This is a genomic window from Micromonospora sp. DSM 45708 (assembly GCF_039566955.1).
Classification (GTDB): domain Bacteria; phylum Actinomycetota; class Actinomycetes; order Mycobacteriales; family Micromonosporaceae; genus Micromonospora.
Map to the genome: position 1 here is coordinate 3326427 of NZ_CP154796.1, position 21387 is coordinate 3347813.

The 21387-nt window shown below is 76.6% G+C and carries 8 protein-coding genes; 2 read left to right on the top strand and 6 right to left on the bottom strand.

Going from position 1 to position 21387, the window contains the following annotated elements:
• Position 1: 1 nt before the first annotated feature.
• A complete protein-coding gene (locus VKK44_RS14165; protein WP_343447431.1) occupies positions 2 to 14515 on the bottom strand; it encodes an SDR family NAD(P)-dependent oxidoreductase in 14514 nt (4837 codons plus the stop codon).
• 184 nt (positions 14516 to 14699) lie between these two features.
• Between VKK44_RS14165 and VKK44_RS14170 the strand changes: the two genes are divergently transcribed.
• Both VKK44_RS14170 and VKK44_RS14175 read left to right on the top strand, forming a co-directional pair.
• A complete protein-coding gene (locus VKK44_RS14170; RefSeq protein WP_343447432.1) occupies positions 14700 to 15476 on the top strand; it encodes a hypothetical protein in 777 nt (258 codons plus the stop codon).
• Complete coding sequence (locus VKK44_RS14175; protein WP_343447433.1) at positions 15473 to 16483, top strand: 3-dehydroquinate synthase family protein; 1011 nt, start codon at positions 15473 to 15475, stop codon at positions 16481 to 16483. Before VKK44_RS14170 ends, VKK44_RS14175 begins: the two co-directional genes overlap by 4 nt.
• Before the next feature lie 23 nt (positions 16484 to 16506).
• Here the strand turns inward: VKK44_RS14175 and VKK44_RS14180 are convergent, their stop codons facing one another.
• From VKK44_RS14180 to VKK44_RS14200, 5 genes are all read right to left on the bottom strand, one after another.
• Positions 16507 to 17082, bottom strand: coding sequence for a hypothetical protein (locus tag VKK44_RS14180; protein WP_343447434.1), 576 nt, complete (start codon positions 17080 to 17082; stop codon positions 16507 to 16509).
• A 9-nt stretch (positions 17083 to 17091) separates the two neighbouring features.
• Entirely contained in the window at positions 17092 to 18231 is a 1140-nt protein-coding gene (locus tag VKK44_RS14185; RefSeq protein ID WP_343447435.1) for a papain-like cysteine protease family protein, read from the bottom strand.
• Positions 18232 to 18365: 134 nt separating this feature from the next.
• The gene (locus VKK44_RS14190; RefSeq protein ID WP_343447436.1) at positions 18366 to 19055 is read right to left on the bottom strand and encodes an HAD-IA family hydrolase; all 690 of its coding nucleotides are present in this window, start codon (positions 19053 to 19055) and stop codon (positions 18366 to 18368) included.
• 34 nt (positions 19056 to 19089) lie between these two features.
• Positions 19090 to 20211 carry a Gfo/Idh/MocA family protein gene (locus tag VKK44_RS14195; RefSeq protein ID WP_343447437.1) on the bottom strand — a complete coding sequence of 374 codons (1122 nt, stop codon included), beginning with the start codon at positions 20209 to 20211 and terminating at the stop codon, positions 19090 to 19092.
• Positions 20208 to 21365 carry a DegT/DnrJ/EryC1/StrS family aminotransferase gene (locus tag VKK44_RS14200; protein WP_343447438.1) on the bottom strand — a complete coding sequence of 386 codons (1158 nt, stop codon included), beginning with the start codon at positions 21363 to 21365 and terminating at the stop codon, positions 20208 to 20210. Before VKK44_RS14200 ends, VKK44_RS14195 begins: the two co-directional genes overlap by 4 nt.
• Positions 21366 to 21387 lie beyond the last annotated feature (22 nt).

Here is a 21387-nt window from a genome sequence, read left to right on the forward strand (position 1 = left end):
GTCACAGCCCGAGTTCCGTGTCGATCAGGCTGAAGATCTCGTCGTCGCTGGCCCGGTCGAGGTCCAGGTCGTCGTCGGTGGCGGAGGCGCCGCGCATGGTGCGCCACTTGGCGACCAGCACCTCCAGCCGCGCCGCCACCTGGGTGTGCAGCTCCGCCTCGACGGTGGTCTCGGCGAGGGCCCGTTCCAGGCGTTCCAGCTCGGCCAGCACCGCCGGGGCGGCCTGCGCGCCGTCGGGCACCAGCCGGGAACGCAGGTACCCGGCCAGCGCCGCCGGGTCCGGGTAGTCGAAGACGGCGGTGGCCGGCAGCCGTTCCCCGGTGGCCTCGGTGAGCCGGTTGCGCAGCTCGACCGCGGTCAGCGAGTCGAAGCCCAGCTCGTGGAACGCCTGCCCCTCCCGGATGGCGTCCGGGCTGCCGTGGCCGAGCACCGCCGCGGCGGTGGCCCGGACCAGGTCGAGCAGGAGCGCGGACTGTTCCGCGCCGGTGAGCGCGCGCAGCCGCCCGGCCAGGTCGCCGCCGCCGGTGGTGGCGGCGCGGGCCTTCGGCCGGTCGACGCGGACCAGGCCACGCATCAGCGCCGGCACGTGCGGCCGGCCGGCCAGCGCGGCCCGGTCGACGCGGGTCGGCACCAGGTGTTCCTCCGGTGCGGCGAGGCCGGCGTCGAACAGCGCCATGCCCAGGTCGGACGGGATCGCGAGCTGCCCGTCCCGGGTGGTGCCGGCCCGGTCCACGCCGGCGGTCAGCGTGCTGGCCTGCGCCCACAGCCCCCAGGCGTACGCGCGGGCGGGCAGTCCGGCGCCGCGCCGCCGCCGGGCCAGCGCGTCCAGCCAGGCGTTGGCGGCGGCGTAGTTGCCCTGGCCGGGCACGCCGAACACGCCGGCGCCGGAGGAGAACAGCACGAATCCGGCGAGGTCGAGGTGGCGGGTCAGCTCGTCGAGGTGACGGGCGGCGTCGACCTTGGGGCGGAACACGGTGTCGAGGCGTTCCGGGGTGAGCGCTGTGACCACCCCGTCGTCCAACACGCCGGCCAGGTGCACCACGGCGGTGAGCGGATGCGCCTGCGGCACGGCGGTCAGCAGTCGCGCCACCGCGTCCCGGTCGGCGACGTCGGCGGCGGCGACGGCGACGGTGGCGCCGAGCGCGGTCAGCTCGGCGGTCAACTCGGCCGCGCCGGGCGCGTCCGGGCCGCCCCGGCTGGTCAGCAGCAGGTGCCGGACGCCGTGCCCGGTGACGAGCCGGCGGGCCACCAGGCCGCCCAGCAGGCCGGTGCCGCCGGTGAGCAGCACCGTGCCGTCCGGGTCCCACGTCTCGGGCATGGTGAGCACCACCTTGCCGACGTGCCGGGCCTGGCTGACGTAGCGGAACGCGTCCGGGGCCTGCCGGACGTCCCAGGCCCGCACCGGCAGCGGGCGCAGCGCGCCGGTGGCGAACAGCGCCAGCAGCTCGGTGAGCATCCGCTGGATCTCGTCCGGCGCCACCTGCGTCAGGTCGTACGCCTGGTAGTCGACGCCGGGGTGGTCGGCGGCGACCCGGGCCGGGTCACGCAGGTCGGTCTTGCCCATCTCCAGGAACCGGCCGCCGCGCGGCAGCAGCCGCAGCGACGCGTCGACGAACTCGCGGGCCAGCGAGTCGAGCACGACGTCCACGCCCCGACCGCCGGTGACGTCGAGGAAACGCGCCTCGAAGTCGAGCGTCCGGGACGACGCCAGGTGGTCGGCGGGCACGCCCAGCTCCCGCAGCGCGGGCCACTTGCCTTCGCTGGCGGTGGCGAAGACCTCCGCGCCCAGGTGGCGGGCGATCTGCACCGCGGCCATGCCGACGCCACCGGCGCCGGCGTGCACCAGCACGGATTCCCCGGCCCGCAGCCGGCCCAGCCCGACCAGTCCCCGCCAGGCGGTGAGGAACACCACCGGCACGGTCGCGGCCTGCGCGAACGTCCAACCGTCCGGCACCGGCGCGAGCAGCCGCCGGTCGGTGACCGCGACCGGGCCGAAGCAGCCGGTGAACACGCCGAGCACCCGGTCGCCGGGGCGCAGGTCGGTGACCTCGGCGCCGACCTCGACGACGACTCCGGCGGCCTCCCCGCCGGGTGGGCCGGGGTCGCCCGGGTAGAGGCCGAGCGCGTTGAGCACGTCGCGGAAGTTCAGGCCGGCGGCGCGGACCCGGACCCGCACGTCGGATGCGCCGAGCGGCGCGTCGGCCGCGTCGGTGGGCACCAGCGCCAGGTGGTCGAGGCTGCCCCGCCGGGGCACGTCCAGCCGCCAGGCGGTCGCGTCGGCGGGCGGGGCGAGCGTGGGCGCGTCGGCGCGGCGGGCCAGCCGGGGCACGTACGCGCCGCCGTCGCGCAGCGCCACCTGCGGCTCGTCGGCGGCGAGCACGGCGGTCAGGGTGGCCGCGTCGGGCCCGGTGTCGGCGTCGAGCAGCACGAACCGGTCCGGGTGTTCGGACTGGGCGGAGCGGACCAGGCCCCACGCGGCGGCGGCGTCCGGGTCGTCGACCTCGCCGGGCCCGTGCACACCGACCGCGCCGGAGGTGAGCAGCACCAGCCGCGTCTCGGCCCAGCGCGGCTCGGTCAGCCAGCGCTGCACCAGCGCGAGCGCGTCACCGGTGAACTTTCGCGCCCGGTCCGGGGCGGCGGGGCCGGTCGTCCGGTGCGCACCGGTGCCGGCGGTGAGCGGCGCGAGCACCGCGTCCGGCGGCGGGGCGCCGGCGTCGACCGCGGCGGCCAGCGCGGCCAGGTCCGCGTGGTGCGGCAGGTCGGACGCGGCGGACCCGTCGGCGTGGCGCGACAGGTCGGCCGGACCGGGCAGGTCGGCCACGGCGGACGGGTCGGTGGCGTCGGTGCTCGGGGCGGCGAGCACCGCGATCCGGGCCGGCGTCGACGGCGGCGAGGTCGGCAGCGGCTGCCAGGTCAGGTGGAACAGCGCGTCGGTGACCGCGTCGTCGCGGGCGCCCAGCTCGGCGCGGGAGATCGGACGCATGGCCAGCGACGCCGCCTCGACCACCGGCACGCCGGCCGGGTCGGTGGCGGACAACGCGAACGCGTGCGGGCCGACCCGGCGCAGCCGTACCCGCAGCGTGGTGGCGCCGGTGGCGTGCAGGGTGAGCCCGTTCCAGGCGAACGGCAGCAGGATCCGGTCACCGCCGGCGTCGGCGAGACCACCGAAGTGCGCGGCGTGCAGCGCGGCGTCGAGCAGCGCCGGGTGCAGCGCGTACCGGTCGGCGTCGGCGCGCGGGCCGGCCGGCAGCTCCACCTCGGCGTACACCTCGTCGTCGCCGGTCCGGACCGCGCGCAGGCCCTGGAACGCCGGGCCGTAGCCGTACCCCTCGTCGACCAGGCGGTCGTAGAAGCCGGTCAGGTCGACGGCGCGGGCGTCCGGCGGCGGCCCGGCCGGCGTCGCCGGGGTGGGTTCGGCGGCGGAGAGCGTGCCGCTGCCGTGCCGGGTCCACGGCGCGTCGGCCGGGCCGGCGGCGGGCCGGGAGTGCACGGTGACCGGCCGGCGGCCGTCGTCGGCGGCCGGGCCGACCGCGACCTGCACCTGGGTCGCGGCGTCCTCGGGCAGCGTCAGCGGCGCCTCGATGACCAACTCGTCGAGGGCCGGGCAGCCGACCTCGTCGCCGGCGCGCAGGCACAGCTCGACCAGCCCGGTGCCGGGCACCAGCACCCGGCCGGCGACCCGGTGGTCGGCCAGCCAGGGCTGCTCGGCGACCGAGAGCCGGCCGGTGAACAGGTGTCCCCGGCCGTCGGCCAGCGGCACGGACGCGCCGAGCAGCGGGTGCCCGGCGGCGGCCAACCCGGCCGCGCCCACGTCGGCGGTCCCGGTGACCGGGCGGGGCCAGTAGCGGCGGTGCGCGAACGCGTACGTGGGCAGGTCGACCCGGCGTCCGCCGGCCAGCACCGGCTGCCAGTCCACCGGCACGCCGCGCACGTGTAGCGCGGCCACGGAGAGCAGGAACCGGGCCCGGTCACCCCGGCCGCGCTGCACCGAGCCGACCACCACCGCCGGGTGGTCGTGCTCCTGGAGCGTCTGCTCGATGCCGGGCGTGAGCACCGGGTGCGGGCTGCACTCGACGTACGTGAGGTGCCCCTCGGTGGTCAGCGCGCGCACCGCGTCGGCCAGTTCGACCGGCTGGCGCAGGTTGCGGTACCAGTAGTCCGGGTCCATCTCCTCGCCGCCGAGCCAGCACAGGTCGGTGGTCGAGTAGAGCGGCACCGCCGCCGGTCCGGGCGTGACGCCGGCGACGGCCTCGGCCAGTTCGGCGCGGATGCGCTCCACCTGCGGGGAGTGGGAGGCGTAGTCGATCGCGAGCCGGCGCAGCCGTATCCGGTCGGTCTCCAGTTCGGCGGCGAACGCGTCGACCGCGTCCGGCTCGCCGGAGACCACCACGTTCGCCGGACCGTTGACCGCGGCCACGGCGAGCCGGTCGCCGTACCGGGCGATCCGCTCGCGGACCGTGCCGACGGGCAGCGGCACGGCGGCCATCACCCCGGCGCCGGCCAGCTTGCGCAACGCGCGGGCACGCAACGCCACCAGCCGGGCGGCGTCCGGCAGGGAGAGCACGCCGGCCACGCAGGCGGCGGCGATCTCGCCCTGCGAGTGGCCGACCACGGCGGCGGGCTGGACGCCGTACGAGCGCCACAGCTCGGCCAGCGACACCATCACCGCGAAGAGCAGCGGCTGCACCACGTCGGCCCGCTCGGCGTCGGGCGTGCCGGGCGCCTGGCGCAGCAGGTCCCGCAGCGGATGGCCCAGCCAGGGCCGCAGCGCGGCGTCGCAGGCGGCCATCCGCTCGGCGAACACGGGCGCCTCGTCGAGCAGGTCCAGCGCCATGCCGGCCCACTGGGAACCCTGTCCGGGGAAGACGAACACCACCTTGCCGGTGGCGGTGACGTCGCCGCGTACCAGGTCGGTGGCGGGCTCGCCGGCGGCGAGCGCGTCCAGGCCGGCGGCGATCTCGGCCGGGCCGCCGACCAGCACGGCCCGGTGGTCGAAGCCGGCCCGGGTGGTGGCCAGTGACCAGGCCACGTCCAGCGGTGGCTGCTCGGGCCGGTCGGCGAGGTGGTCCCGCAGCCGGCGGGCCTGCCCGGCCAACGCCTCCGGGGTACGCGCGGAGAGCAGCCACGGCAACGCCGCCGGCCCGGCCGGCGGCGCGGCGTCGACGGCCGGCTCGGCCGGCACGGCCTCGACCACCACGTGCGCGTTGGTGCCGCTGATGCCGAACGAGGAGACGCCGGCGCGGGCCGGCCGGTCGGTACGCGGCCACGGCCGGGCCTCGGTGAGCAGGTCGACCGCGCCGGCCGCCCAGTCGACGCGGCTGGTGCGGTGCGCGGCGTGCAGCGTGCGGGGCAGCCGGCCGTGCCGCATGGCGAGGATGACCTTGAGCATCCCGGCGACGCCGGCCGCGGCCTGGGTGTGGCCGAGGTTCGACTTCACGGAGCCGAGCAGCAGCGGCGGGACGCCGTCGGGGCGGCGGCCGTAGGTGGCGAGGATGGCCTCGGCCTCGATCGGGTCGCCGAGGGGCGTGCCGGTGCCGTGCGCCTCGACCGCGTCCACGTCGGCCGGGTCGAGCCCGGCGGCGGCCAGCGCGGCCCGGATCACGCGTTCCTGGGACGGCCCGTTGGGGGCGGTCAGCCCGTTGGACGCGCCGTCGGAGTTGACCGCCGAGCCGCGGACCACGGCCAGCACCGGGTGGCCGCGCCGGCGGGCGTCGGAGAGCCGTTCCACCACCAGCACGCCGACGCCCTCGGACATGCCGAACCCGTCGGCGTCCTCGGCGAACGCCTTGCAGCGGCCGTCCGGGGCGAGCCCGCGCTGGCGGCTGAACCCGGTCAGCCCGGCCGGGCTGGACAGCACCGACACGCCACCGGCGAGCGCCAGGTCGCAGTCGCCCTGACGCAGCGCCTGGGCGGCCAGGTGCAGCGCCACCAGGGACGCGGAGCAGGCGGTGTCCACGGTGACCGCCGGCCCCTCCAGCCCCAACGCGTACGCGACCCGCCCGGAGAGCACGCTGGCGGCGGTGCCGGTGAGCAGGTGCCCCTCGTCGGCGACGGTCTCACCGTCGTCGGCGGTGGCGCCGGGGGCGATCCGGTCGGCGTAGTCCTGGCCGTGGGTGCCGGCGAACACGCCGGTACGGCTGCCGCGCAGCGTGTCCGGGTCGATGCCGGCCCGTTCGAGCGCCTCCCACGAGGTTTCCAGCAGCAGCCGGTGCTGCGGGTCCATGGCGAGCGCCTCGCGCGGGCTGATGCCGAAGAACGCGGCGTCGAAGTCGGCGAGGCCGGTGAGGAAGCCGCCGGCCCGGGTGTAGGTGCGGCCGGGCGTGCCGGGCTCCGGGTCGTACAGGTCGGCCAGCGGCCAGCCCCGGTCGGTGGGCAGGTCGCCGATGACCTCGCCGCCGGCGTCGAGCAGCCGCCACAGCTCCTCCGGGGAGCCGATTCCGCCGGGGAACCGGCAGGCCATCGCGACGATCGCGACCGGCTCGTCCAGCGCGACGGTGGCGGCGTCGGCGACCTCGGTGGCGGCGGTGCCGAGCAGCCGCGCGTGCAGGTGCGCGGCGAGCAGCTCCGGGGTGGGGTGGTTGAAAACGGCGTGCGGGGCGAGCCGGACGCCGGTGGCGGCGGAGAGCCGGTTGCTCAGCTCCACCGCCATCAGCGAGTCGAAGCCGAGTTCCTTGAACGGCCGGCGCGGCTCGATCTGTTCCGGCCCGGCGTGCCCGACGACCGTGGCGCAGCGGGTGCGGACCAGGTCGAGCAGGAGCGCGGCCCGGTCCGGCTCCCCGAGGCCGGCCAGGCGGTCGGCGAAGCCGGTGCCGGCGCCGGTGCCGGGCTCGGCGACGACGGCCCGGCGCGGGGCCGGCGGCAGCAGCGCCCGTAGCAGCGCCGGCACCTCCCCGGTGGCGCGGACGGCGGCCAGGTCCAGGCCGATCGGCACCAGCGTCGCCGGCTCGGCGCGCAGCGCGGCGTCGAACAGCGCCAGCCCGGCGGCGGCGTCCAGCGGACGGGTGCCGGTGCGGGCGAGCCGGGCCAGGTCGGCGGCGGTGAGTCGGCCGGCCATCCCGTCGGTCTCGGCCCACAGGCCCCAGGCGAGCGCGGTGCCGGGCAGCCCGAGGGCGCGCCGGTGCGCGGCGAGCGCGTCGAGGAACGCGTTGCCGGCGGCGTAGTTGCCCTGGCCGGGGCTGCCGAACGTGGCCGAGGCGGAGGAGAACAGCACGAACGCGGCCAGGTCGAGGCCGGCGGTCAGCTCGTGCAGGTGCCAGGCGCCGTGCACCTTGGCCCGCAGCGCCCCGGCCCAGCGGTCCGGGTCGAGGTCGGTGAGCAGCGCGTCGTCGGTGGCGCCGGCGGCGTGCACGACGGCCACCAGCCGGTCGGCGAGCGGGGCCAGCACGGCGGCGAGCGCGTCCCGGTCGGCCACGTCGGCGGCGACCACCCGGACGTCGACGCCGGTCGCCGCCAGCTCGTCGGTCCACGCTGCGGGCCGGCCGGTGCGGCTGAGCAGCACCAGCTCCCGCACGCCGTACGCCTGCGCGAGGTGGACCGCGACGTGCCGGCCGATGCCGCCGGTGCCGCCGGTGAGCAGCACCGCGCCGCCGGCCAGCGCGGGTCGGGCGGCGGCGTCGGGCTCGGTGGCCGGGCGGAGCCGGGGCAGCAGCGCGCGGCCGTCGCGGACCGCGACCTCGGGTTCGTCGTCGGCGGCGGCCAGCGCGGCGCGGACCGTGGCGTCGTCGAGGGTGTCCAGGTGCAGCAGCAGGAACCGGTCGGGGTGCTCGGCGCGGGCCACCCGGAGCAGGCCGGCGGCCGGGGCGTGCGCCGGGTCGCCGTCGCGGACCGCCACCGCCAGCCGGGTGTCGGCGGCGCGCGGGTCGTCGAGCCAGCGGTGGAGCACGCCGAGCAGGTCCAGGCCGATCGCGTCGGCGCGCTGCGCGACGCTGGTGTCCGGATCGCCGTCGGGCAGACGCAGCACCAGCACCGGCGGCAGCGGCCCGGTCGCCGGGACCGCGTCGGCGAGCGTCCAGGTGGGCACCGGGCCGGTCGGGGCGGGCCGCCAGTCCACCGTGTAGAGGCCGGCCGGGCCGGTCTCCGGCGCCGGTGCGGCGGCGGCCGACGGCAGCGTCACGGCCCGCAGCGCGATCCGGTCGACGTCGAGCACCGGCCGACCGGCGTCGTCGACGGCGGTCAGCGTCACCGCGTCCGCGCCGGCCGGGGCGAGGCTGACCCGCAACGCGTACGCGCCGGTGGCGTGCCGGCGCACACCGGTCCAGTCGGTGGGCACGATCCGCTCCCCCGGCCCGGCCGGCGGGGCGAACCCGGCCAGTGGGAGCAGGCCCAGCGCGGCGTCGAGCACGTCCGGGTGCACGCCGTACCGCTCGGCGTCCGGGTCGGCCGCGTCGTCGGGCAGCCGTACGTCGAGGTGCAGCCGGTCCCCGGCGGTCCAGGCGGCCCGCAGCAGCGGATGCGCCGCCTCGACCGGGCGGGCGCCGGCCGGCGGCCAGGCCGGGGCCGGTACGCCGGGCCCGGCGAGCGGGTCGACCGGGGCGAGCACCGCGTCCGCGACCGCCCGCCACGGCTCGTGCTCGCCGGCGCGGACGTGGCAGCGGGCGGCGCGGCGGCCGGCGGCGTCCGGGGCGGCGACGTCGATCTGGAGGTCGACCGCGAGGCCGGCGGGCAGCGGGGCCGGTGCCGGCATCCGCAGGTCGGCCAGGACCGGCGTGTCGAGGCGCTCCCCGAGGTGGCCGAGCGCGTCGAGCAGCGCGGCGGCGGGCAGCAGCGGCGCGGTGCCGTCCGGGGTGGCCGGCCGGGTGGCGGTGAACCGTCCGGTGGCGAGCACCTGGCCGGTGCCGGCGACCGGCAGCACGGCGGCGAGCAGCGGGTGACCGGCGTCGCCGGTCGGCGCGCCGGGTGTGGCGGGCAGCCAGTAGTGCCGGTGCCGGAACGCGTAGGTGGGCAGCGCGACGGGCACGTGCGGGCCGGGGCCGGCCAGCGCGGCCCGGTCCACCGGCGCGCCCCGGACGTGCAGCCGGGCGGCGGCGGTGAGCAGCGCCGCCGGTTCGGGTGTGCCGGCGCGCAGCGTGGGCACGAACGCCAGGTCGTCGCTGGCGTCGGCGAGGCAGTCGGCGGCCATCGCGGTGAGCACGCCGCCGGGGCCGATCTCCAGGAACGTGGTGGCGCCCTCGGCGTGCAGGGCGCGGACGCCGTCGGCGAAGCGCACGGTGTCGCGGACGTGCGCCACCCAGTGCTCGGGCGAGGTGAGCCGGGCCGCGTCGACAGGCGCGCCGGTCAGCGTGGACACCACCGGCAGTTGCGGCGCGCGGTAGGTCAGCCCGGCGGCGACCTCCCGGAACGCGTCGAGCATCGGCGCCATCCGGGGCGAGTGGAACGCGTGCGACACCCGCAGCCGGCTGGTGCGGCGGCCGGCGGCGCGCAGCGTCGCGGCGACCGCCTCGACCGCGTCGGCGTCGCCGGAGAGCACCACGCTGGTCGGCCCGTTCACGGCGGCCAGCCCGACCCGGTCGGTCAGGTGCGGGGCCACCTCGGTCTCGTCGGCCTCCACCGCGACCATCGCGCCGCCGGCCGGCAACGCCTGCATGAGCCGGCCCCGCGCGGCGACCAGCGCGGCGGCGTCGGCGAGCGTGAGCACGCCGGCCACGTGCGCGGCGGCGATCTCGCCGATGGAGTGGCCGAGCAGCAGGTCCGGGCGGACGCCCCAGGATTCGAGCAGCCGGTGCAGCGCCACCTCGACGGCGAACAGCGCCGGCTGGGTGTAGCGGGTCTCGTCGAGCAGCGCCGCCCGCGCGTCGCCGTCCGGGGCGAGGACCACGTCGGCGACCGGGTGCCCGGTGAGGTGCCGGTCCAGTTCGGCGGCGGCGGCGTCGAACGCCTCCGCGTAGACCGGGTACGCCGCGTGCAGCTCCCGGCCCATGCCGGCGCGCTGTCCGCCCTGCCCGCCGAAGAGGACGGCGAGCCGGCCGTCGGAGACGCGGCCGGTGAGCACGCCGGCCGGGTCGGTGTCGCCGCGGCTCAGCGCCGTCAACCCGGCGCGGGCGTCGGCCGGGTCGCCGATCAGCAGCGCCGCCCGGTGGTCAAGCGCCGCCCGCGTGGTGGCCAGCGCGTACGCCACGTCGGCCGGGTCGGCGTCGATCCGGTCGAGCCGGCTCAACAGCCGGGCCGCCTGGTCACGCAGGCCCTCCCGGCTCGCCGCGGACAGCAGCCACGGCACGACGCCGGCCGGGGCCTCGCGGGTGACCGGCGGTGGGGTCGGCGTGGCGGGGGCCGCCTCGACGACGACGTGGGCGTTGGTGCCGCTGATGCCGAACGAGGAGATCCCGGCGCGGCGGGGCCGGTCGACGTCGGGCCACGGCCGGGCGTCGGTGAGCAGCTCGACCGCGCCGGCCGACCAGTCGACCTCGCGGCTCGGCGCGTCCACGTGCAGCGTGCGCGGCAGCGTGCCGTGGCGCAGCGCGAGCACCATCTTCATCACCCCGGCCGCGCCGGCCGCCGCCTGGGTGTGTCCGAGGTTCGACTTGAGCGAGCCGAGCAGCAGCGGACGGTCCGCCGGGCGGTCCTGCCCGTACGTGGCGAGCAGCGCCTGCGCCTCGATCGGGTCGCCGAGCCGGGTGCCGGTGCCGTGCGCCTCGACCGCGTCCACGTCGCCCGGCCCGAGGCCGGCGGTGGCCAGCGCCCGCCGGATGACCCGTTCCTGGGCCGGCCCGTTGGGGGCGGTGAGCCCGTTGGACGCACCGTCGGAGTTGACCGCGCTGGCGCGCAGCAGCGCCAGCACCGGATGGCCGTGGCGGCGGGCGTCGCTGAGCCGTTCCAGCAGCAGCACGGCCACGCCCTCGGACCAGCCGGTGCCGTCGGCAGCCTCGGCGAACGCCTTGCACCGGCCGTCCGGCGCGAGTCCGCGCTGGCGGCTGAACTCGACGAACGCCTGCGGGGTGCCCATCACCGCGACGCCGCCGGCCACCGCGAGCGCGCAGTCCCCGGCGCGCAGCGCCTGCGCGGCCAGGTGCAGCGCGACAAGCGACGACGAGCAGGCGGTGTCCACGGTCACCGCGGGCCCCTCCAGGCCCAGCGCGTACGCGACCCGCCCGGAGACCACGCTGCCGGCGGTGCCGACACCGAGGTAGCCCTCGGTGCCGGGCGGCGCCTGACCGACGTTGGCCGCGTAGTCGTGGTGCATCACGCCGGTGAACACGCCGGTGGCGCTGCCGCGCAGCCCGGTCGGGTCGATCCCGGCGCGCTCGAACAGCTCCCAGGACGTCTCCAGCAGCAGCCGCTGCTGCGGGTCCATGGCGAGCGCCTCGCGCGGGCTGATCGCGAACAGGGTGGCGTCGAAGTCCCCGGCACCGGCCAGGAACCCGCCCACCCGCACGTACGAGGTGCCGGCCCGGTCGGGGTCGTCGGCGAACAGGTGCGCCAGGTCCCAGCCCCGGTCGGTGGGGAAGCCGGTGAGCCCTTCGCCGCCGGATTCGAGCAGCTCCCACAGCTCGTCCGGGCCGGTGACGCCGCCGGGCAGCCGGCACGCCATGGCGACGATGGCCACCGGGTCGTCGGCGGCGACCGGACCGGACCGGGCGGCGGCGTCGGTCGGGCCGGCGCCGCGCAGCAGCGTGGCCAGGTGCCGGGTGAGCGCGGCGGGCGTCGGGTGGTCGAACGCGGCGGTGGCGGAGAGCCGGGCGCCGGTGGCCCGGTTCAGCCGGTCGCGCAGCGCGACCGCGCGGACCGAGGTGAACCCGAGTTCGGTGAACGCCCGTCCGGGCCGGACCGCGCCCGGGCCGGGCAGCCCGGCCACCTCGGCGGTGGCGGCACGGACCAGGTCGGCCAGGAGGCGGTCGCCGTCGGCGGTGGTGAGCGCCGCGAGCCGGCGGCGCAGCAGGTCCGCGTCGTCGTCGGGCCGGGCCGGGCCGCGCCAGGCCGGGTGGGCGGCCACCCGCTCGGCCAGGCCGGCCACCAGCACCAGGTCGTCGCCGTCGTGCGCGGCGTCGAACGCGGCGGCCTCCGCCCGCGCCGGTCCGGTGACGCCGATCAGCCGGGCCGGCAGCCCGGCCGCGTGCCGGCGGGCGACGAGCGCGTGCAGCGCGGCGACCGCGCCCGCCGCCGGTTCCCGTCCGGCGACGCCGAGCAGCAGGTCGGCGGGGACCAGCACGGTGTACGCGGTGGCGCCGGCGTGCCGGGTGTCCCGGTCCAGCCGGCCGGCGAGGTCGAGCAGCCGGGCGGTCCGGTCCGGGTCGGTCAGGTCGGCGTCGGCGACCCGCAGCACGGCCGCGCCGACCGGTTCCCCGTCCCGGGTCGAGACGTCGGTGGTGGGGCCGTCGACCGGCAGCAGCCGCAGCGACCGGGCCCCGTACGCGCCGGTCAGGTGTCGGGCCAGCGCCGCCCGCTCGGCGGTGTCCGCGCCGGCCAGCACCACCGGCGCGGCCGGGTCGAGCACCGTGGCGGCGTGTTCCCTTGCCGGCGCGGCGGCCGGCGCGGGCACCGCGTACCGGGCGGTGCCGGCGCGCAGCGCGACCTGGGCGGCGCCGGCGTCCACCACGGACGGCAGCAACGCGGCCGAGCCGGGGTCGGCGTCGGCGTCGACGAGCACGGTCCGGCCCGGTCGGGCGGCCTGCCGGCAGCGCATCCGGGCCCAGGCGACGGCGGCGGCCGGGACCAGGTCGGGGTCGTCGGGCGTGTCGGCGGTGGACGCGTCCACCGCGCCGGTGGTCAGCACCACCACCCGGGCGGCGGCGTGCCGGGCGTCGTCGAGCCAGCCGGGCAGCGCCGCCGGGTCGACGCCGGCCAGCACCAGCACGTCCGCGCCGGTGTCGGTGGAGTGGGCGCCGGTGTGGACGTCCTCGCCCTCGGCGGTCAGCGCGGCGGCGACCGCCCCGGCCTGTGGCCCGACGACCGCCCAGCGCCGGCCGGGGACGCGGTCGACCGGTTCCAGCGGACGCCAGGTGAGCCGCGTCAGCGCCTCGTGGTGCGCGCCGTTGACCGCACGTAGCCGGGCCGGCATCTCCCCCAGCAGCCGCCGGGTGACCTTCCCGGAGGCGGTACGCGGCACCGCGTCGATCTCGTACAGCTCCTGCGGCACCTTGTGGTACGCGAGCCGTTCGCGGCAGGCGGCGTACGCGGCGGCCGGCACGAAGCCCTCCGGCGCGGGCACCACGTACGCGACCGGCACCTCGCCGAGCACCTCGTGCGGGCGGCCGGTGACCGCGACGTCGGCTACGCCGGGCACCGCGCGCAGCACGTCCTCCACCTCGACCGGGTGCACCTTCTCCCCGCCCCGGATGACGAGTTCCCGGTGCCGGCCGGTGACGAAGAGGTTCCCGTCGGCGTCGCGGCGGGCCAGGTCGCCGGTGCGGTACCAGCCGTCGCGCAGCGCCGCCGCGGTGGCCTCGGGCAGCCCGTGGTAGCCGAGCATGACGCTCGGGCCACGTACCCACACCTCGCCCTCGTCGCCGGTCGGCACGTCGCGGCCGGTGTCCGGGCTGACCAGGCGCACCTGCACGCCGTCCACGGCCCGGCCGCAGGAGCCCTCGACCCGGGGCTCGTCCGGGCGGGTCACCGCGATCGAGCCGCACGTCTCGGTGCTGCCGTACGCGTCGAGCAGCGGCGCGTCGAAGACGTCCTCGAACGCGCGGCGCAGCTCGCCGGTGGTGATCGCGCCGCCGACCAGGCACACCCGCAGCGCGGGCGCGCGGAACCCGTCGGCGCGCGCGGCGTCGACCAGGTGGTGGTACATGGCGGGCACGCCGGCCAGCACGGTCGCCTCGTCCTCGGCGACCGCGCGCAGCACGTCGGCGGCGGCGAAGCCGTCGACCAGGCGGGCGCTCGCGCCGACCGCGGTCACGCTCAGCACGCAGCCGATGTGGGAGAGGCTGTGGAACAGCGGCAGCGGCCAGACCACCCGGTCGGCGGAGGTCAGGCCGGGCACCGGCACGTAGCAGGCGGCCACCGACCAGAGGCAGGTGCGCTGGGTGGAGAGCACGCCCTTGGGCCGGCCGGTGGTGCCGGAGGTGTAGAGCATCCAGGCGACCTCGTCCAGGCCGAGGTCGTCGCGGGCGTCGGCGGCCGGCGGCGCGTCGACCAGCGCCGGCCAGGCCGTCGCCGGCTCCGGGTACGGCCCGTCGCCGGTCACCCAGATGCGCAGGTCGGGCCGGTCCGCGCGCAGCCGCAGGAGCTGGTCGAGGTGCTGCGGGTCGGTGACCACCAGCACCGCGCCGGAGTCGTCGAGCAGGTGGGCCAGCTCGGCGTCCGTGCTGCGCGGGTTCAGCGGTACGCCGACCGCCGCGGCCCGGGTCACGGCCAGCCAGGTCTCCACCGTCTCCACCCGGTTGCCCAGGCAGAACGCGACCCGCTCGCCCCGGCCGACGCCCGCGTCGACCAGGTGCCCGGCCAGCCGGCGGGTGACCGCCTCCAGCGCGGCCCAGGACACCGCCCGGTCCGCGTCGCGGAACGCCACCTGGTCCGGCAGCCGGCCGGCGTGGGCCCGGAGCAGTTCGGGCAACGGCTGGACCAGGTCACTCCGAAGCATGTCAGCACATCCGTCCTTCGCCGTAACGGCCCAAGTCTGGCCAGCGGCCCGGCGGTGACCTACCCCTGTCGCCCCCTAACCGGACCCCGGTTCCCGGCCGCGCGCGGGCTCTCCGGCGGGCCGGCGCGGTGATGATGGGCACGCCCCGAGGACGCCGCGTACCACCGCCGACAGTCGAGGTGCCATGGAACGCTCCTGGTTGTTCGCCGACCTCGCCGTGCCCGGCGCGGGATGCGTCGACGCGCGGGCGGCCGAGCTGGTCGGCACGGTGCTGGCGGGGCTGGTGGCCGAGCTGCGCGCCGCCGACCCGGGCGGCTGCTGGTTCTTCGACCGGCTCGACGCCCCCGGCCCGGCCCGGCTGCGGCTGGGCCTGCACGCCGGGTCCGCCGCGCTGGACCTGGCACGGGACCGGCTCGGCCCGTCGGCCCGGCCGGCGCCCCCGGCGTACGCGGTGCGCGACCCGGCCCGGGGCGGACCGCTCGCCCACGCCGGCAGCGAGGTGGCGCTGGGCCTGCTCGGCGGGGAGCCGCCGTGGCTGGCCGGGCTGGAGCTGCCGCTCGCGGTGGCGCACCTGCGGCACCTGTGCGGGCTGTTGCCGGCCGGCGACCGGGCGTCCTTCCTGTTCCTGCACTGGCAGGACCGCAGTCGCGTGCTGACCGGGGCGCAGCGCCGGGACCTCGCCGCGCAGGCGCACGCCGGCGCCGACAAGATCGTGTTGGCCGCCGCCGACCTGCCGCTCGCCGACGATCCGGTGTCGGCGGCCTGGCGCCGTTACCTGGACCGGGTGACCGAGGTGGTCGCCGAGGACCATCCGGCCGCGCCACGCGGTTTCCTGATCGCCGAACACGCCCAGCTCAGCCACCGCCGCTGGGGCATCGACCCGGCCGTCGACTCGCTGGCCGCGCTGGCGTTGCGGCTGGCCGGGCACACCGTCCCCGCAACAGGTGGGAGAGTCGGATGACCGCCGTCGAACGGGTCGACGTGGCGCTGGGTGACCGCGCGTACCCGGTGCTCGTCGGTCCCGGTGTGCGCCACCGGCTGGCCGCGGAGGTGGCGCGCGTCGGGGCCCGCCGGGTCGTGGTGGTGTCGGCCCGGCCGCCGGAGTGGACGCCCGACCCGGGCGTGCCGCACCGGGTGGTGCCGGCCCGCGACGGCGAGCACGACAAGTCGCTGGCCACCGTGGAGGCGCTGTGCCGGGCGTTCGCCGAGTTCGGGTTGACCCGTGCCGACGCGGTGGTCTCCTGCGGCGGCGGCACCACCACCGACGTGGTCGGCCTGGCCGCCGGCCTCTACCACCGGGGCGTCGCGGTGCTGCACCTGCCGACGTCGTTGCTGGCCCAGGTGGACGCCAGCGTCGGTGGCAAGACGGCGGTGAACCTGCCGGAGGGCAAGAACCTGGTCGGCGTCTACTGGCAGCCGCGCGCGGTGCTCTGCGACACCGACTACCTGGACACGCTGCCGGCGGTGGAGCGGCGCAACGGCTACGGCGAGATCGCCCGCGCGCACTTCATCGGCGCCGGTGACCTGCGCGGCCGGACGGTGACCGAGCAGATCACCGCGTGCGTGGCGCTCAAGGCCCGGGTGGTCGCCGCCGACGAGCGCGACGCCGGGCTGCGGCACATCCTCAACTACGGTCACACGCTCGGTCACGCGTTGGAGCGGGCCACCGACTTCCGGCTGCGGCACGGCGAGGCGGTCGGCGTGGGCACGGTGTTCGCCGGGCGGCTGGCCGGCCGGCTCGGTCGGATCACTCCGGCGCGGGTGGCCGAGCACCACGAGGTGGTCGCCGGCTACGGCCTGGCCACCGCGTTGCCGTCCGGGGTGACGCACGACGAGCTGATCGCGTTCATGCGCCGCGACAAGAAGTCCACCGCCGGCCTGACCTTCGTGCTGGACGGCGGGGGCGGCCCGGAACTGGTCCCCGACGTGCCGGAGACCGAGGTCCGCGCCGCCCTTGCCGGGATGTAGGTGGTACGGGATCGGAGACGCGATCAGTTCGGTTCGGTCCGGAAGGACGTGGCGCGTGCCAGCTCGGCCAGGTCGCTGAAGAACTCGCCCGCCGGCATGGCCTTGCCCTCCTTGCCGATGGGCGACGGTTCCAACGGCACCAGCAGGTCTTCTTCCGCGGAGTGCAGCCACAGTGCCATCTGGTACACGGCGGGAATGCGCAACAGCCGCAGCTCGAAGCCGGCGGCGGCCAGCTTGGGCAGCCTCCGGACGATTTTCATGGCCTTGTCGGTGGCGGCCACGAACGGCCCCTCGGTGAACTTCGACACCTCCTGCGTACCCTCCGGGCCGGCCGAGGTCTCGGCGCTGGCAATCGGTTGCCCGCTGTCCTCGATCAGATAGCGCCAACCCGCGGGCTGCGTCCGGTCGACACCGCCCCCGGCGAGGACGTCGTCGAGCCCCATCGTGAAGACCTGGTGGGGGGTGGACACGTCGAGCTGTTCTTTCCGGGCGCCGCGTAACGCCTTGCCGGTGAATCTACCCTCGTCGGCGAACCTGTGAAGCTTCGACTTCACCTGGTCGGCCTGGCCGTGCGGTGGCTCGGGAACGTGTAGTGGCATCTCAGCTCCTCATGCTTGACGCACGGTCCGGTAGCTGCGGGACCAGACCCCGCCGGCAGCGGTGTAGTTGTTCACGAAGCTATCGAATGTCACGTCCACGAACCCATCCCAGGGATCGTGGATTCTCAGCCATTCGGTGCCGTCCGACTCCCACCGTCCCCGGATCACGACGATGTGGCCTCCGCCGTTCCGCCAATGCGTGTCGACCCCGACCGGTTGCGACTTCGCCAACTCGGCCGCGACCTCCACGGGCGTCAGTGCCCGAAACAGCTCCTCCTTGAGGTGGCGCATCCGCGTCAGGGCATCGGTCGGCCAGGATCCCCGGTTACAGGCCGCACCACCGGCGTCGGCGGCGTTGCAGCATTTGTCCTGGCCGAACTGTGCGTTGGCCTGGGCGCACTGGGTCTGGGTGGTGTTCGGGTTGTAGAACCTCGCGATGTTGACCGAGCTCGCCGCCCAGCACCACATGGTCTGCGACTGCAACTGGGCGTTGGAGAAGTCGAGGCTTTGCGCGGCCATGCTGATTTTGAACTTCTCTTCTGCGCCGCCGTTGGCGTTGAAGTGGCAGTCGACCTTCCCACCTCCCTGGGCCGTGTGAGTCGTCACGCCGGTGCCGGTCATGCGCAGGAAGACGTTCGGAAAGCCGAGCGACTCGATGGAGTAGGAACCATCGGCCTGGGCGCGGAACTTGAACGTCTCGTGACCGCCGCCGTCGGCGTTGAGCTGGCAGTTGACCACACCACCGGTGGGGGTCTGGGAGTTGACGTCGGCGGCGACCATTCGCAGGAATACGCCGGGAAAAGCGATCGACTCGATCGAGAAGGTATCGTTGCCGTGATCACGGAGTTTGAATTTCTCCTGGTCCGCGGCGCGGAAGTTGCAGTTGACCGTCCCGCCACCCGCCATGGTGGTGGGCACTCCGGTCCCGTCCATGCGCAGGCACACTTCGGGGTAGGTCGTCGATTCGATCGTGATGGGCGTGTCCCCGATTTTCTTGAGGTCCGCCAACGACAAGGGCATATCCGCCCTCCTCTCCGTCTTGAGACTGCTCGTGAGCAGGCCGAGATCCGTGGCGCAGAGGCAGAGGACGGCGACACGGCGACGAGGTGAGGGCTCACTCGATGTATGCGAGGCCTCACGTTCGGTCATCAGTATCGATCGATGCGAAGATCAGCACAAGCGAGTGTTTTTGCATTAAATCTTTTACACGAACTCCGGCAAGGCATTGACACCCGCCGCGACGGTCGGCATGCCCGGACGACAGGGAAGCTGCGGGCCGAGCCTCAGCGCGCCGCCGGGCAGTGCGTCAGCAGTTCCTCGGGCTTGTGCGCGACCAGGTCGGGGCCGGCGGCCAGCAACGCGGTCACGTCCCCGCCGTGCCAGGTGGTGGCCACCGTGGTCACCCCGGCGTCCCGGCCGCTGGTCAGGTCCGTGATCGCGTCACCGACCATCATGGCCGCGCCCGGCGGCATGTCGAGCAGCTCCAACGCGCGCAGCACGATGTCCGGCGCCGGCTTGGGGCGGGGCACCTCGTCCGAGCCGATCACGTGGTCGAAGAGCGCGAGCACGCCGAGCAGGTCCAGCAGGGACCGGGCGCGGGGACCGCTCTTGCCGGTGGCGACCGCCATCCGGACGCCGCGCTCGTGCAGCGCCTCCAGCGTCTCCCGGACGCCGGGGAACAGCGGCACCCGGTGCGCCAACCGGTAGCTCTCCCGGACGAACGGCGCCTCCATCTCCAGCGGCAGTCCCATCAGCCGCATGATGTCCGGGAAGTACCGTCCCATGTGCTGGTTGTACTCCTCGAACGGCGCCGGCCCGCCGCCCACCACCTCGGCGTACGCGACGCTGAACGCCTCGCGCATCACCGCCGAGCTGTCCACCACGACGCCGTCGAGGTCGAACACGACCGCCCGGATGGGGCCCGGACGCGGGGCGAGGACGGCGGCGCCGGCGGTCGACGGCGGCTGGCTCATGGCTGCTCCCGAAGGTGAGGTCGCCCGGTGGTTCTCACCGGTCGCGCGCTCCCGCCAGCGCGGGCACCGGCGGGGTGGGCCGGGCGCAGCGGTAGACGCGTTCGATGGCGTCGATGGTGCGGCGGGCGTCGGCGGCGGCCACGCCCCGGTTCGCCGGGTCGGCGAGCAGGCCGGGCAGCGCGTCGAGCTGCCGGTCGTACTCGGCGCCGATGGTCTCGGCGGCCAGCGGCAGGGCGACCGTCTCGCCGTCGCGGGTACGGGTCAGCTCCGGCGCGCCGAGCCGGTTCGGGCTGAACCCGAACGTGCAGCGCAGCGTCGCCGAGCCGCGGGTGCCGTGCACGGAGATGGTGGTGCGGTCCGTCGCCTCGTGCGACGCCCAGCAGGCGTGCAGCGCGGCGGACGCGCCGTCGGCGGTGAGCAGGAACGCGCGGGCGGTGTCCTCGACGTCGCCGCGTCCACCGGGCCCGGCGGTGCCGCGCCAGGCGGCCTGCGCGGCACCGTCGTTGACGAAGTCGTCGGAGACGCTGCCCACCGCGTGCGCGATCGGCGCCGGGCCGAGCAGCGGCAGCACCGTGTCGAGCAGGTGCCAGCCCAGGTCGACGAGCGCGCCGCCGCCGGAGAGGACCCGCCTGGTGAACCAGCCGCCGGCGTCGGGCACGCCCCGGGCGCGTACCCAGGCGACGTCGACGTGCCGGACCGGCCCGAGGTCGACCACGGCCCGCAGCAGGGCCCGCACGTCGGCGCGGTAGCGGGCGGCGCTGCCGGCCAGCAGCACCGCGCCGCCGGCGCGCTCGGCGTCGGCCAGCTCGTCGGCCTCGGCCGAGGTGAGGCAGACCGGCTTCTCCAGGAACACCGGTACGCCCCGGCGCAGCAGCCGGGCCGCGACGGCGGCGTGCAGGTGGTTGGGGACCGCCACCACCACCAGGTCGGCGGCGTCGGTGGGCAGGTCGGCCACGTCGGCGTACGCGTCGGGCACGCCGTGCGCGGCGCGGGCCCGGTCCCGGGCGGCGGCGTCCGGGTCGATCACGGCGGTCACCGTGAACCGCTGGTGCGCGGCGAGCCGGGGCAGCCAGATCTGCCGCCCGGCCCAGCCGAGACCGGCCACCGCGACCCGGACGGTACGCCCCGGCGCGGCGGCCGGCTGCGGCCCGGTCATCCGGCCAGCACGTCGGCGAGCACGGCGGCGATCTGGTGCATCTGCTCCTCGGTGCCGAGCAGCGTGCGGTGGTGCAGCCAGACGCAGTCGGCGTGGATCTGCTCGACGTTCGGGCACCGCTCGGCGATCTGCTCGACCGTCTCGTCCGGCGCGCCGGCCAGCCAGAAGCCGTCGCAGCGGTAGATGGCGCGGAACGCGACGAACGCCGGGATGCCCCGGGCGATCAGCTCGTCGACCACGACCCGGCGGCGTTCCGACGTGATGCCGGGGATCCGGAACATGGCCATGTAGTGCGGGTTGCGGTCGCCGCGCGGGTCGCGGCCCTGCGGCACCACGCCGGGGATCTCGGCGAGCAGGCTCGCCAGCAGCGGCCAGCGCTGCTCGCGCACCGCGATCTGACCGTCCAGCCGGGACAGTTGGGCGCGCAGCACGGCGGCGCTGAACTCGTTCATCCGGTAGTTCGAGCCGGTGGTGCGGTGCAGGTAGTCGCGGTCGGTGCGGGGCCGGCCGCAGCTGTGCACCAGGAACGCCTTCTCGTAGCTCTCCTCGTCGGGGAAGAGCACCGCGCCGCCCTCGCCGGCGGTCATCAGCTTGCCGTTCTGGAAGCTGAACGCGGCGACCGAGCCGAGTTCACCGACCCGCTTGCCCTGCCACTGCGCGCCGTGCGCGTGCGCGGCGTCCTGGAGCAGCGCGACACCGGCGTCCGCGGTGATCTTGTCGAGCGCGTCCATGTCGGCGAACTGCCCGGCCATGTGCACGGGCATCACCACCCGGGTCCGGTCGGTGATGGCGGCGGCCACCGCGTCCGGATCGACGCAGTAGGTGTCCAGGTCCACGTCGACCGGCACGGCCACCGCGCCGAGGCGCTGCGCGGCCAGCGACGACGAGATGAACGTGAAGGCCGGGACGATCACCTCGGTGCCCGGTCCGACGCCCAGGACCTCCAGCGCCACCTCCAGCGCGTGCGTGCCGTTGGTGACGGCCAGCGCGTGCGACGACCCGTGGTACGCGGCGAACTCGGCCTCGAACGTGTCGACCTCGTTGCCTCCGACGCGCCACCACTGGCCCTGCTCCAAGGCCCGGATGAGGCCGGTCCGTTCCTCGTCGCCGAACTGCGGCCACTCGGGGAACTCCGGTGCCGACAGATCACTCATGATGTCCCACTCCCTGATCCAG

What these genes read in the sequence shown, in the direction of transcription:
- VKK44_RS14165 (WP_343447431.1), bottom strand. Translation starts at nt 14,515, where the DNA reads ATGCTTCGGAGTGACCTGGTCCAGCCGTTGCCCGAACTGCTCCGGGCC.
- VKK44_RS14170 (WP_343447432.1), top strand. Translation starts at nt 14,700, where the DNA reads ATGGAACGCTCCTGGTTGTTCGCCGACCTCGCCGTGCCCGGCGCGGGA.
- VKK44_RS14175 (WP_343447433.1), top strand. Translation starts at nt 15,473, where the DNA reads ATGACCGCCGTCGAACGGGTCGACGTGGCGCTGGGTGACCGCGCGTAC.
- VKK44_RS14180 (WP_343447434.1), bottom strand. Translation starts at nt 17,082, where the DNA reads ATGCCACTACACGTTCCCGAGCCACCGCACGGCCAGGCCGACCAGGTG.
- VKK44_RS14185 (WP_343447435.1), bottom strand. Translation starts at nt 18,231, where the DNA reads ATGACCGAACGTGAGGCCTCGCATACATCGAGTGAGCCCTCACCTCGT.
- VKK44_RS14190 (WP_343447436.1), bottom strand. Translation starts at nt 19,055, where the DNA reads ATGAGCCAGCCGCCGTCGACCGCCGGCGCCGCCGTCCTCGCCCCGCGT.
- VKK44_RS14195 (WP_343447437.1), bottom strand. Translation starts at nt 20,211, where the DNA reads ATGACCGGGCCGCAGCCGGCCGCCGCGCCGGGGCGTACCGTCCGGGTC.
- VKK44_RS14200 (WP_343447438.1), bottom strand. Translation starts at nt 21,365, where the DNA reads ATGAGTGATCTGTCGGCACCGGAGTTCCCCGAGTGGCCGCAGTTCGGC.